The organism is Mangrovibacterium lignilyticum (assembly GCF_010882175.1).
Taxonomy (GTDB): domain Bacteria; phylum Bacteroidota; class Bacteroidia; order Bacteroidales; family Prolixibacteraceae; genus Mangrovibacterium; species Mangrovibacterium lignilyticum.
The window spans coordinates 137551-151010 of record NZ_WKLH01000003.1; the positions used below are offsets into that span (position 1 = coordinate 137551).

The window sequence follows — 13460 nt, forward strand, 5'->3', positions numbered from 1 at the left end:
TTTATTCTTTTTCAGGTAGTTTTTTATCCGATTGTTGAGTTTTATCTGCAGGTATATCAAGGACATGCAAATCGAGTTGTGGAAAGGGAATTTCAATTCTGTTCTCTTTGAATACTTTATCGATTGCGACAGATAATTCACTTTTAACTTTAATTCCATTTTGGAACAATACCCAGCAAAGCAACCTGAAATTAAGAGCGCTATCCGCGAACTCGTTGAAGAGAACTTGGGGTTCCGGAAATTTTGAAACAAGTTCGTGGTCGTTCGCAACTCCTTTTAAAATTCGGATTACTTCTTCGGGGTCTGTACCGTACTTCACACCAATAACAATTTCAATTCGTCGTTTTTCGTCAGACAAAGTCCAATTAATGAGTTGATCAGATACCAAAATAGCATTTGGAACAATCACTTCTGCCCCATCAAAAGTTCTTACTCTGCTGCTGCGTATTCCTATTTTTTTCACCTCTCCCATTAAGGTATTTATTTCAATGGTATCTCCCGCTTGTATCGGGCGTTCGTAAATTAAAATCAAGCCTGAAATAAAATTATTAACGATGTTTTGCAAACCGAATCCGATACCTACACTAAAAGCTCCCAGCATGATGCTGATTTTCGTTAGATCGACGCCGGCCACAGAGAGCGCAAACAGAAATCCACCTAGTGCAATAACTAACCTCAGGGTAATGGAAATGGCGGCGGGAACACCTCGCAATCTTTGTGTCCGTTTGAAATTACCTTCGCTAAATGCGATTTTGATAATGGTCACGATCGCCCAGGTGATTAACATGATTATTGCAAACTGAAAAATAGCTTGGTAGGTAAAAATAAAGCTGCCGACATTCCTTTCAGTACCCATGAATCGCTCTAAATTGTTGTAGAACGGGGTGTCCATTTCCAAAATTAAGAGTAATGTATGAAATCCGACCAGGGCAAAAAACAGGCTCAATAATAAAAGCAGCCTTTTTTTAAACATGGGAAAGTATTCGTGAGATTCATATTTTTCAAAACGGGTTAATACTTCGAATAAAGTATACAAACTGCTTTTTGTTATCTCCCAGGCACCAACGATGATGATAATGGCATATGATATATGAGTGCCTATTTTTAACAAGAATATGGCTAGGTTTTGATAACCTAAAACATTCAAAATAAACCCGGTACCGTACAAAATGAAAACAGGATACCGGAGCAGGTTGAGCAGTACTTTATACCTGAATCCTTGTGCTATTTTCTTTGTAAAATCCGGGCTCATGAAGTACGAAATCAACACGATTCCCAATCCGGCTTCAAAAAACAAATACAGGCGGGCGTAGTTTCCAAAATACCAGAAAACAATTTCACCAATGTTGACAGCTAGCAAAGGAATGAAGGTTAAGATCAATCTTCTGGCAGGTGCATTAATATAGGAACGGAGGAGAAAATAGGTGATAACTAACATTGTCAGGGAAACAAATCCGGACAATGCTAAAGGGATATTCTTAAACAGCAGAAAGAAAATGAATAAGCTTAAATAAAAAACGGATACAGCCGGGTGCCAAATGACAAGTTCATTGATATTGGTTTTTTCCGATGAGCGTTTGGATGGATTTTGCTTGAAATACAGATAGCGCAAACTGGTAATCGACAGGATAATGATTATAATCCAGATGATAAAATTATCGAAGTATTCCTTAAAAGCAGGAAGACTGTCTTTTATCGATTTCGAGTTTTCGTACCAGGCTTTCTGCAGGCGTGCGCTTATTGTTCCGTCAAAAGTGTCTTTCAGTTTTATGTTCCAAATAAGCGGTTGGGTTGCTTTTAAGAGGCTTTTGCGGTAGCTTTTATGGAGTTCCTCAATCGTTCCAATATATTCGTCTACCTCAATTGTCTGGTCAATAACCCGCGAATCGAGCACAGCGATTTGTTCGACCGCTTCATAAAGGTTTGTCTGTAGTTCCTGTAGCTTATCTATCGTATTTAGTATTCTCGTAGTTATTTCCTGGGGAAGTTTCTTGCTAACTGATATATTGGATGTTTCCGTCCATAGACTTTCCTTTCTCCTGACTTTATCGGAAATCTCCATCAGATACTGGAGGCGGTTTGCCAGCTCCACCTGCCAGCTATTGAGCTGAGATCTGTAACTCGACCAGACCCGTTTTTTATTGATGAGGAAAAACTTCGATAGGTTTTGTTGATCGAAATTATTGAACTCACGATATTCGATTTCGATGCGTGAACATAAGTTGCTGAATGTTGAATCTATTTCTGAAATCTGCTGGTAAGATTCAATTTTCTTGTATCCCTCCTTGATATCCCGGTTGATATTTTCTATTTCGTAAGCAATTTCAGCGGCTTTATACGAACGGCGTTCTTTCACAATGGTGGAGTCATTGCTACCGTTGCTGTCACCGGCCGGCGAATTCGTTTGTGCCTGCAATACGTACGGAGAAGCGAAAAGTAAAACTGTGATGAAAGTTGTAAGGAGTGCTTTCATGGGGCGATATTAATTGGTTCGGATGATGTGTTCCTAACAAATTTATGAAATTCACATCGAACAACCGACCCCTAAATCGCTGTTGGCGACAATATTTGATTAAATGATTGTTACACCGGAAAGGAAAACAGCACGGCTGATGAATGAACAGAAGCACTTCCCTCCTGTTTTCGGACAGCGTTTTAGTCGGCTTTTACCAGCTTTACTTCGAAGAGGCTGGGCCAGAGTTTACCGGTTACATACATTTTGCCATTCGCTTTGTTAAAGGCAATTCCGTTCAGGACATCAATTGGTTTTGCAGGGTTGTACATGACCGACATCAAACCCGAAAAATCGATCTTCGCAGCAACTTTACCAGTCACCGGATCAATCTTTACGGCAAAGTTGGTTTGCCAAATATTGGCGTACACATAACCGTCGTAATATTCCAGTTCATTCAGGTTGGTAACTGCACCATTGTTGTCGTAAACTGCTATTCGCTTTAAAACGCTGAAGGTCTCCGGATCCAAAAAATCCAGGAATTCCGATCCATCGGTTTTAATCAGGTATTCGCCGTCGTGTGTCAAGCCCCATCCTTCGGGAGTGGTGTAGGTAAAGCTGTCGACCCGGGCAAAGGAGTTTAAGTCGTACACGAAGCCTTTTTGGGCTTTGTAAGTCAGTTGGTAAATCTTATCGTTAACGATTGTGATCCCTTCGCCGAAATATTTCTCTTCCATTTTATATTCCTTCAACACATCTCCATTTTGTAAGTTGAAAAGATAAATGCCTGACTTTCCGTTTTGACCGGTGCTTTCGTAAAACTTGTTTTCGTGTACTTCCAGCCCTTGGGTAAAATGCTCGGTGTTGTGCGGATAGGTATGAACGATTTCGTACGAATAGAGCTCGGGAGTGCTGTTTGAAACGACTTCGTAGGTTCGGAAACTAATCCCTTCAACCCCGTCGGTTTTGGTGGCTATCACTTTCAGTTGGTGTTTTCCCAGGCTGTTTAGCGGAAGCGCAGGATAGCTGAACTCCTCGTTTTCGGATGTTGTCAGCAGTTGATTGTCGAAGTAGAGTTCGGCTTTGGCCAGTTCGCCGTTTTTCGGGTCAACTTTTATCGCGACCTGAACGGTATCGCCCAACGCTAATTTTTGCCTTTTCGGAAGAATGTCAATTTTAGAAACCGGCGGTCTCGATTTTTTGGAGGTATTGCTGCACGAAATTCCGGTAACCACAAGCAAACAAACACTTACAAGTACAAAAACTTTAAATCTCATTCTAGTCAAATTTTTTGGGAAAGCGTAAAAATACACAAAAGCTTGGCAATCGAAACCCATTCTTTTTAAAGTTTCGCGAATGACGGGCGGTTTCGGACATAAAAAAAGCCGGGCTGCACCGGCTCTTCAAACTAATCACTCTAAAACTACTTACTACAAATTAAACCCCTTCGGTTATGGTGTCCCTTGGCGAGCTTTGTTTCGCCGCGGCATTGTCTTCGGAAATATACTGGTTGATTTCGGCAACGGCTTCCTGAATGCCCGCCGGATCGTTCATCAGGCACAGGCTGGTGAGCACACTCGGAAGCAGTTCCAGCGACGCTTTGAGGTCGGCAAAAGCCTTTTTGTCGTCAACGGTGTTGTCGGTCGAGCGGGCTGCACTTCGGTTCGCGCTGGCATCGCTAAAGGCCAGGTTGTCGGCATCCAGTTCGGCCAGCCAGCCAACGGCGTTAATGGTGGCCAGATGCGCCTGGTTTTCGGCGGTTTTTAAATCGGCTACGAGGCTGTCTATGGCCGATGTTTCATCTTCGTCGGCCAGTTGGTACAGTTTGCTGTTGTTTTTTTCGAACACCACCCACAAGGCTTCGCAGGCTGTACGGTAGTCGGCATTTCGGCGGCGCAAACCGGCCCTGACATGGTTTTTCAGCGATATATAACTGTCGTCGCGGTCTTTATCGGCCTGTCTGACATCTTTGGTCAGCGGGTTTTTGGTACTGCTTCCAATAGCCTGCAGCGCAACCGCCATGCGGGCTTCGAGCGGGGCGAGAACCGCCGCGATCATCAGCTGATCGGGAAATTTCGTCGCGAGTAATTCTTTGATTTTTTTAGCCAGCGCGTGCAACCTGGCAAGGCTAAAGTACGAGTAGAAAATTTCTTTTATCATTTTGTTGGGTTTTAAAGGGTTTTGGTTTCGATCTTCAAATTACAACATTTTAGTAAATTGAATTATGTAATATTTAAAAACATTCGAACTAAAGACATGTTTTTCAGCTGCTATTTTATATTGTGCGCTTGGTTTCCCGGAACAGTCAGTATTTATTTTGTTCCGAATTTAGTTGGATGCAGTGGAGCGACCGTTTTTTTTCGATCTGTGGGTTGAATGAAAGTTAACGGTTTGCTTGCGTTCAATCTGTGGATTGGGTTAAAGTTGACGGTCGACTTTCGTTTAATTTGCCGATGGGGTCGAAGTTGATGGCTTGCTTTGGTTTAATCTGCCGATGGAGTTGAAGTGGACGATTCACTTTGCTTCAATCTGTAGCTTGATTTAAAGTTGACGGCTGGCCTTCGTTCAACCCGTAGATTGATTAAAAGCTGGCGGTTGACTTTGGTTTAATCTGTAGATTGAGTAGAAAAGAATGGTTTTTTTGCCCTTCGCCGGTTTTTAGCGGAAACCCAGGCTGCAGAATTTCTCACCGATTGATGGTGTATCCGAAAGGCAGCCGCATCGGGATTGTGGCTGGCCGGCAAAGAAAGTTTTTGGGCACTTTTAAACCCAATTAGTGCGAATAGCTATCTTTACCAAAAAATTTCAGCCCCTTGAGCTCATTAAAAAAATTAGTTGGCGATACCGCCATTTATGGTGTCAGCAGTATTGTAGGCCGTTTCCTGAACTGGTGGTTGGTACCCTACTATTCGCACATATTTTTGGCAGCCGAGTACGGCATTGTGGCCAACCTGTACTCGTATATGGCCTTTTTGCTGGTGTTGCTCACTTATGGTATGGAAACCGGGTACTTCCGGTTTGCGTCGCGGGCCGAAGATAAAAACCTGGTGTATTCGAGCTCGTTGATCTCCTTATTCGTCACTTCGCTGAGTTTTTTGTTGATGGTGTACACCTTTTCCGACAACATTGCACGCTGGATGGAATACGAAAGCCACCCCGAATATATTCGGTGGATTGCGCTCATCATGGCTTTCGACGCGTTTACGTCTATTCCGTTTGCCAAACTGCGTATTGAGTCGCGGCCCATTAAGTTTGCGTTTCTGAAACTGGTCAATATTTTCGCCAATATCTTTTTCAATATTTTCTTCCTCAGTGTTTGTCCGGCTTTGTTGAAGGGCAACCCCGACAGTATCGTCCGGCTGGTTTATAACGAAGAAATTGGCGTGGGCTATGTGTTTATTTCGAACCTGATTGCCAGCGGAATCACCCTGCTGATGCTTTTACCCGACCTTCGCATCAAATTGCGCGTTAGCCGCTTGTTATTGAAGGAAATGATCTGGTACTCCTTCCCTATTTTGGTGGTTGGTTTGGCCGGTATGGTGAACCAAAATATCGATAAGATTTTAATTCCGAAGCTCATTCCCGACAACCAGGGGCCGATGGAACAACTTGGTATTTACGGAGCCAACTATAAGCTGGCGGTGCTGATGAATATGTTCATCCAGGCTTTCCGTTATGCGTTCGAGCCGTTCTTCTTTTCGCAGGTGAAGTCGGAAAACAACAAACGTGGCTATGCTTTAATATTGAAATACTTCGTCATATTCGGCTTGCTCATTTTCTTAGGTATCAGCTTATTTATCGATCTTTTCAAGGCGCTCAACATCCTGGACGAATCCTATTTTTCAGGCTTGAAAGTAGTGCCGATCGTTTTGATGGCTAACCTGTTCCTGGGAATTTACTACACCCTGTCGCTGTGGTACAAGTTGACCGACAAGACCCGGTACGGTGCCTATTTCGCATTGATAGGCGCTGCGATCAGTTTAGTCGTCAACATTATTTTTATTCCGGTTTACGGCTATATGGCGTCGGCATTTGCCGTGCTGATTTGTTTTGTCGTCATGGCAGCTCTCTCCTATTTTGTCGGACAAAAACACTTTCCGGTCAACTACCCGATTAAGCGTATAGGCTTATACTTTTTGCTGGCGTTGGTCATTTATGCACTTTCGGTCGTAATTAAGATCGACACCGTGTTTTTGTCGTACCTGGCAAACTTTGTTCTGTTCAGTATCTTCCTAATTGTTGTCTTTCTGTTGGAAAATAAGGAATTTAGAAAGTTTCTTAATTAAATAATCGCATATAAATACTTTTTAGTATTATTTTTGTCGGTAGATTTGCGTTAGCACGACAGGATCTCAATGAATAACCCGCGACATGTGAACGATTCAGTCAAAATATTTTGTCCGAATCAGATCGTTAGTTAAGGGCCTTCAAACAGGGAGCTGTTTGCTAAAAGCAGACAAATTTTTCAATACTGGATATTTTAATTGGTATATCGCTGAAAGGTAATCGTTAAGCTTGTTTAAATTGAAAGCAAATTTGAAGGTCGAACAGTCCCCTGTTTCAGTCGGTAGGATATCAATTTATTAAACTGGAAGTTCTAAGTCATGGCAGAAGTAAAAACAAAATTCCTGCACGATTCTGATAAGATTGCTTTTGATAAAAAACATCGGGCAACCATAAAATTCAATATTGCTCGCTATGATTCGGCGGTAGATAAAGGCAAAAAGCGTTATTCAAACCTCGAACTGGCTAAAGAACGCGGCTCTTTTATCAAAGGCAAGGCTATTGATAACCTCGGTAAATACCTGGTCGACTTTGAACAAAATATAACAGACCGCGGAGCAAATGTGATTTGGGCCGAAGATAGCTCCGAAGCGATTCAGGCTATTGTCAGCATATTGCAGGAGAATGATGCCAAACTGTTGGTCAAAAGTAAATCGATGACCACTGAAGAGGTTGATTTTAACGAGCATGTTGAAGAGGCGGGTGTGCATTCATTGGAAACCGATTTGGGTGAATATATCGTTCAGTTGGCCGGCGAAAAGCCGTATCATATTGTAACGCCTTGCATGCATAAATCAAAGGAAGATATCGCGGAGCTTTTTCATGAAAAATTTGATACACCCGAAAAAAGTACACCGGAATACCTGACGGCTTATGTGCGTAATAAGTTGCGCGAAAATTTTGTCAAGGCTGATGTTGGGGTGACTGGTGCTAATTTTCTGATTGCCGATATCGGAGGCATTGCACTGACAGAAAATGAAGGGAATGCCATGATGACTTTCTCTTTTCCGAAAGTCCATATCGTTTTGGCAGGTATCGAGAAAATCGTGCCCAAAATGAATGATCTGGGTTTAATGTGGCCGCTGCTTGCAGCACACGGAACAGGTCAGCAAATCACGGTTTACAATTCAATTGTTTCGGGGCCAAAGCAAAAAGGCGAAAAAGACGGACCCGAGAAAATGTATGTCATCCTGTTAGACAATAAAAGAAGCGAAATATACCAGCAGAAAGAGCAGTATTTATCCTTGAAATGTATTCGTTGCGGCGCTTGTTTAAATGCCTGCCCGATCTATAAAAATATTGGTGGGTACACCTATGCTTCAACGTATAGCGGACCTATTGGCTCGGTGATTACACCATTTTTTAAAGGAATGGCCGATTATAACCATTTAAGTTCGGCTTGTTCGGTTTGCGGAAAGTGTACCGAAGTTTGCCCGGTAAAAATACCGCTTCATAACTTGTTGCTATATAACCGTCGTGATGCTGTTGATCAGGGAAATGGTTCGTTTGCCTGGGATAAAGGCATGAAAGCATATGAGTTTGCTTTCTCGAAACGAAGCCGGTTGGATGCTGTTGGCGGAAAAGTGAAAAATGCGCTTTCCGGTTTGGGAAAGAACGCTTTGGGGGACCAAAAACAGCTTCCAAAGTTTGCTGATAAATCGTTTAGCCAGCAATGGAAGTCGGCTCAAAAGAATAAAAACTAATTGGATATAAATAGAAAAAGACTGTTACCTTAAAACCTTATAATATGCTTTCAAATACGTGTAAATATGCTGTTCGGGCGCTAATTTATCTTGGGAAATTCAGCGAAAACGGAGAAAAAATCGGTATCAAGAAGATTGCCGGTGATCTTGAAATTCCAACACCCTTTTTGGGTAAAATCCTCCAAAATCTGGTGAAACAAAAGATTCTTTCATCAACAAAAGGTCCGAATGGAGGTTTTGGATTGGGCAAACCAGCTGAAGAAATCACGCTTTACGACATTGTGAAAACAATCGATGGAGAAGATTTTTTCCGGAACTGTCTGATTAGCCTCGAGCCTTGCTCTACACATCATGCAGAAGGTAAACCATGTGCCGTACACAATCGTTTTAGCGAGGTACGAAGCGAATTAATGGAGTTTTATTCGAACACCAGTATCGCGAAGATTATCGCCGATATGAAAGGACATGAGGATGTAATTAAGCTGTAAAATAGTCAGTTTAATTGAGTTTCAGCTATTACAGGTACTTCCATTTTTATGACTAGCTGTTTTTGCTAAATACTTGGTCAGTTGATTTTTTGTTTAATTTTCACGATTTGATTTAATACCCGAAATGGCTGGAATTTATATTCATATTCCTTTTTGCAAAACGAAATGTCATTACTGCGATTTTTATAAATCGACAGATTTTGCCTCTCGTCCTGATTTTTTGACTGCGCTGAAATTGGAAATTGAAGCCCGTAAAGATGAACTTTCAGGAGAAAAAATTGAAAGCATATACTTTGGTGGAGGTACGCCATCGGTTCTGAAAGTGTCGGAAATACGGCAAATTTTAGAAAAGATATTTGCCAATTATTCTGTTTCCGAACAGGTTGAAATAACCATGGAATGTAATCCGGATGATCTTTCAGCCCAATTTTTGAACGAACTGAAAGCAAGCCCTGTCAACCGGCTCAGTATCGGAACGCAGTCTTTTAACGATCGTGATTTGAAAAGCATGAACCGTCGGCATAACGGCAACCAGGCAATTTCGGCTGTTAAAGCGGCTCAGGAAGCCGGTTTTTCAAACATCAGCATCGATTTAATTTACGGTTTGCCCGAACAAACACTGGAAGCATGGCAGCAGAATGTTGAAAAGGCAATCAGCCTGAATGTGCAGCATATTTCAGCTTATCATCTCACTTACCACGAAGGCACAGTTTTCTACGACTATTTGAAAACCGGGAAGATTAAAGAATTGCCGGATGACTTGAGTTTTGATCAGTTTAAAATACTGAAGCAGGAATTGGAAAGGGCTGATTTTGAGCATTACGAAATTTCAAATTTTGCCAAATCAGGGCTCTATTCCCGGCACAATAGAGCTTACTGGGAACGAAGAAGCTATTTGGGATTTGGGCCTTCAGCTCACTCTTTCGACTTAAAAACCAGGCGGTGGAACGTATCATCACTTCGAAAATATTTACAGGCATTCGAGTTGAATAGTCCTTACTGGGAAAATGAAATTTTAAGTGATCAAGATCAATACAACGACTATGTAATTACTTCTCTTCGTACTATTTGGGGAATTTCTAGTAATTATTTGGAACAGAATTTTGAAAGCCGTTTTCAGCTTCATTTTAAAAATGAAGCGCAACAGTTTATGGAGACTAAGCATTTAAAAGTTGAAGCAGGATCGTACCGATTGAGTACGGAAGGGCTATTTATTTCGGATAAAATAATGGAGCAGTTACTCTATGTCGAAGATTGATTAAATAGTGTTAATAGATTGAAACAAAGATATCGGCTCACGGATAATTACCTATATTTGGAGATTGTAAAAAATAATAGCAGGTCGTAGACCCTAAAAGATAGATATATGCAAATCAAAATCATTAACAAATCCACGAACGCATTGCCAAGCTACAGTACTCCACTATCTGCAGGAATGGATTTGAGGGCTAATTTGAGTGAATCGGTTGTTTTAAAACCTTTAGAAAGAGGCTTAATTCCAACAGGTTTGTTTATTGAATTACCCGAAGGTTATGAAGCGCAGGTTAGACCAAGAAGCGGATTAGCTTTGAAAAAAGGTATTACCGTGCTCAACTCGCCCGGGACGATCGATGCTGATTATCGTGGCGAAATAGGCGTGATTTTGATTAATTTATCTCAAGAAGATTTTACGATTGAACATGGGGAGCGAATTTGCCAAATGGTAATTGCGAAACATGAAACGATTAGTTGGGATGATGTGGAAATACTGGCTGAAACCGATCGTGGAGCAGGAGGTTTTGGACATACAGGTAAAAACTAAATTGCCGCATTTCTAGTCATTTTATTTGGTCATTAGCTGAAGAATAACAACAACCAGGTCAGCGACCGTAAAGGGAAAGAATGAACATAAAGAAGTTTAGATATTTTGCATTGCTTGGTTTATTCCTGGCATCTTGCGCTACCAGTAAGCAGCAGGTTGTAGCTCAAACGGAGGTACAAAAGAAAAGTCAGGAAACGTTACTTTCTGAGGACCAACAAAATGAGTTCGAGTATCTGTTTATCGAAGGTATTAAGCAAAAAAAATTGGGAAATGCGTCGAATGCTGTTTCCATTTTTTCACGATGTCTTGAAATAGATCCTCAATCAGCAGTAGCCATGTACGAAATGGGTACGATGCATTACGCCAATAAAGATCTTACAAGTGCGGCTTTGTTGCTCGAAAAAGCCAATTCAATCAATCCAAACAACAAATGGTATAAGCTTTCATTAGCCCAGGTTTACCAGCAGAGACGCCAATACAGCGAAGCTGCTGCACTATATGACCAGCTAAGTGAGTTGGAACCTGATAACCTGGAATTTCAATATAGCAAGGCCGTTTTATTAGGCATGGCTGAAAATTATCAGGAAGCGATTGATGCCTATGACAAGTTGGAAAAGCAAATTGGTTTAAACGACCAGATTGCGGTTGCCAAACAGAATATGTACCTGAAACTGGGCAAAACTGACAAAGCTTTTGATGAAATAAACCGCTTAATTGAGTCAAATCCCAACGAACCTCAGTATTATGGTTTAATGGCTGAATTGTATCAAAGTCAGGGCGATAAAGAAAACGCGCTGAAATATTACAATAAGATTTTGGAAATAGACCCCGAAAATGGTTTTGTCCATTTTTCGCTGGCTGGTTATTTCGTCGAAGAAGGTGATTTTGAAAAGGCTTTTGATCACGTTAAGCTGGCTTTCCAAAACGATGAACTGGATGCTGATACCAAAATCCAGTATTACATGATGCAAACATCGCAGGCTGATAGTTCTGATTGGACTGATGAGCAGATTGATGAATTGTTGGATATTCTGCATGAAAAATATCCTGACGATAACCGCATGTTCGCTATTTATGCCGATCATTTAGTTCGTCAAAACAAACTTGCTGAAGCGCGCGATTATTTGCAAAAATACATCGAAAAAGATAAGAGTAGCTTCGAAATTTGGTGGCAATATTTGTTGATTAGTAACGATTTACAAGAATGGGATCGTTTGTATACAGATAGTAAAGAAGCGATTGAACTATTTCCGAATCAGGCAGCATTGTATGCGCTAAATGCAGTGAGTGCGCTTCAAACCGAGAAATACGAAGAAGCCCTGAAAGTGGTTGAAGAAGGCGAAAGCTATGCTGGTGAGAATGTGAGCTTAAAAATTCAATTGGCTATTTATAAGGCTGAAGCGAATTACAAATTGAAAAATATTGATGAAGCGCTGCAAGCCTACGAAGAAGTGATCAAATTAGATCCTGAGAACTTCATGGCTATGAATAATTATGCCTACTACCTTTCTGTTCAAGGGCGAAATTTAGATAAAGCGGAACGTTTCAGTAACAAGGTCGTTCAGGCCAATCCAACTAATCCAACTTATTTGGATACCCATGCCTGGGTGTTGTTTAAACGAAAAGATTACAGTTTAGCGAAATTCTACATCGAAAACGCTTTGGAAAACGGTGGAAGTGAAAACGCTGTTTTAGTCGAGCATTACGGCGATATCCTATACATGTTGGGCGAAAAGGGAAAAGCTTTAGAAGAGTGGAAAAAAGCACAAAGCCTCGGTGACGGAACCAGCGTTTTGGAGCAAAAAATTAAAGAATCACGCTACATCGAAAGTCAGGAAGAATAGTGAAAAAGTCGATCATAAATACCCAACAGCTTTTAATTCTTTTGGTCCTGTTGGTTTTTGCTTCATGTAAGACCACTAAAACCATTACCAGCTTTGAGAAACTCAAGCCAATAAGCACCAATCGTTTAATCAAAAATGTTGAGGAGAACTCCTTCGAATACGAGGGATTGGATATTAAACGTATCGCTTGCGTTTACGAAACCCCTGATAATAAAACCTCTTTTCGGGCAACACTTTCCTCTAAAATCGACGATCACATTCAAGTTACCATCAGTAAATTGAATCTGCCGGTCGCCAGAATTTTGTTGACTCCCGATAGTGTTAAGATGATCAATTACCTGCAAAAAGACTACTTTTTGGGTGACTACTCCTATATGGAAAAAATGTTGGGAGCTGCGGTTGATTTTCAGGTTGTTCAGTCCATATTGACGAATGATGTGTTTTCATATCGAAAAGATGAAAAGGATAAGGATTTCAAGGAGTTTGTTTCGTATGCCGATAGCGGACTTTACGTTCTTCAATCGCTCAAAAACCGGAAACTTGAAAAAATCAGCCGGAAAGGAAAGGATGATAAAGTGGACCGTTACCTGAAAAAATTGGATGAGGAAAGCTTTATTGTACAATACCTGTATGTTGACCCGAAGAGCTTTAAAGTGAGAAAGATTGTGATGGATGACGTGACGGAAGGCAGAAAAGTTACCGTTAATTTTGACAATTTCACAGCTGTAGAAAAGCAGCTTTATCCCGGAAGCATTGACATTCATTTAAAAAGTCTGGAAAATGACTTGAAAATGAAAATTAAGTTGAGTAAATTCTCGCTCGATCCGGATCAGACTATTAACTTTAAAATTCCGGAAAAGTATAAGCTGACGAATTGATCCCATTGGT

At 41.1% G+C, this 13460-nt stretch carries 10 protein-coding genes; 7 read left to right on the forward strand and 3 right to left on the reverse strand.

Going from position 1 to position 13460, the window contains the following annotated elements; all coding sequences use genetic code 11:
* Position 1 precedes the first annotated feature (1 nt).
* The 3 genes from GJV22_RS14845 to GJV22_RS14855 form a co-directional block, all read right to left on the reverse strand.
* Positions 2-2473 carry a mechanosensitive ion channel family protein gene (locus tag GJV22_RS14845; RefSeq protein ID WP_163715412.1) on the reverse strand — a complete coding sequence of 824 codons (2472 nt, stop codon included), beginning with the start codon at positions 2471-2473 and terminating at the stop codon, positions 2-4.
* Between the two features lie 182 nt (positions 2474-2655).
* Positions 2656-3729: a glutaminyl-peptide cyclotransferase gene (locus GJV22_RS14850; RefSeq protein ID WP_163715415.1), complete on the reverse strand. Its 1074-nt coding sequence runs from the start codon at positions 3727-3729 to the stop codon at positions 2656-2658.
* A gap of 160 nt (positions 3730-3889) precedes the next feature.
* Complete coding sequence (locus tag GJV22_RS14855; RefSeq protein WP_163715419.1) at positions 3890-4612, reverse strand: DUF6261 family protein; 723 nt, start codon at positions 4610-4612, stop codon at positions 3890-3892.
* Positions 4613-5265: 653 nt separating this feature from the next.
* Here GJV22_RS14855 and GJV22_RS14860 point away from each other — a divergent pair.
* The 7 genes from GJV22_RS14860 to GJV22_RS14890 all read left to right on the forward strand — a co-directional run bounded on the left by GJV22_RS14860 (position 5266) and on the right by GJV22_RS14890 (position 13450).
* Positions 5266-6738, forward strand: coding sequence for a lipopolysaccharide biosynthesis protein (locus tag GJV22_RS14860; protein ID WP_163715422.1), 1473 nt, complete (start codon positions 5266-5268; stop codon positions 6736-6738).
* A 318-nt stretch (positions 6739-7056) separates the two neighbouring features.
* On the forward strand, positions 7057-8439 hold the full coding sequence (locus GJV22_RS14865) for a lactate utilization protein B (RefSeq protein ID WP_163715425.1): 1383 nt from the start codon (positions 7057-7059) through the stop codon (positions 8437-8439).
* A 44-nt stretch (positions 8440-8483) separates the two neighbouring features.
* Positions 8484-8927: an RrF2 family transcriptional regulator gene (locus GJV22_RS14870; RefSeq protein ID WP_163715428.1), complete on the forward strand. Its 444-nt coding sequence runs from the start codon at positions 8484-8486 to the stop codon at positions 8925-8927.
* A 124-nt stretch (positions 8928-9051) separates the two neighbouring features.
* On the forward strand, positions 9052-10185 hold the full coding sequence (gene hemW, locus GJV22_RS14875) for a radical SAM family heme chaperone HemW (RefSeq protein ID WP_163715431.1): 1134 nt from the start codon (positions 9052-9054) through the stop codon (positions 10183-10185).
* 108 nt (positions 10186-10293) lie between these two features.
* Positions 10294-10728, forward strand: coding sequence for a dUTP diphosphatase (gene dut / locus GJV22_RS14880; protein ID WP_163715432.1), 435 nt, complete (start codon positions 10294-10296; stop codon positions 10726-10728).
* Between the two features lie 80 nt (positions 10729-10808).
* Positions 10809-12572, forward strand: coding sequence for a tetratricopeptide repeat protein (locus GJV22_RS14885; protein WP_163715435.1), 1764 nt, complete (start codon positions 10809-10811; stop codon positions 12570-12572).
* Entirely contained in the window at positions 12572-13450 is an 879-nt protein-coding gene (locus tag GJV22_RS14890; protein WP_163715439.1) for a DUF4292 domain-containing protein, read from the forward strand. The genes GJV22_RS14885 and GJV22_RS14890 overlap by 1 nt, the downstream gene beginning before the upstream one ends.
* Positions 13451-13460 lie beyond the last annotated feature (10 nt).

Coding starts and splice junctions, on each gene's coding strand:
- GJV22_RS14870 (WP_163715428.1), top strand. CDS start 8,484: ATGCTTTCAAATACGTGTAAATATGCTGTTCGGGCGCTAATTTATCTT.
- GJV22_RS14865 (WP_163715425.1), top strand. CDS start 7,057: ATGGCAGAAGTAAAAACAAAATTCCTGCACGATTCTGATAAGATTGCT.
- hemW (WP_163715431.1), top strand. CDS start 9,052: ATGGCTGGAATTTATATTCATATTCCTTTTTGCAAAACGAAATGTCAT.
- GJV22_RS14850 (WP_163715415.1), bottom strand. CDS start 3,729: ATGAGATTTAAAGTTTTTGTACTTGTAAGTGTTTGTTTGCTTGTGGTT.
- dut (WP_163715432.1), top strand. CDS start 10,294: ATGCAAATCAAAATCATTAACAAATCCACGAACGCATTGCCAAGCTAC.
- GJV22_RS14885 (WP_163715435.1), top strand. CDS start 10,809: ATGAACATAAAGAAGTTTAGATATTTTGCATTGCTTGGTTTATTCCTG.
- GJV22_RS14845 (WP_163715412.1), bottom strand. CDS start 2,473: ATGAAAGCACTCCTTACAACTTTCATCACAGTTTTACTTTTCGCTTCT.
- GJV22_RS14855 (WP_163715419.1), bottom strand. CDS start 4,612: ATGATAAAAGAAATTTTCTACTCGTACTTTAGCCTTGCCAGGTTGCAC.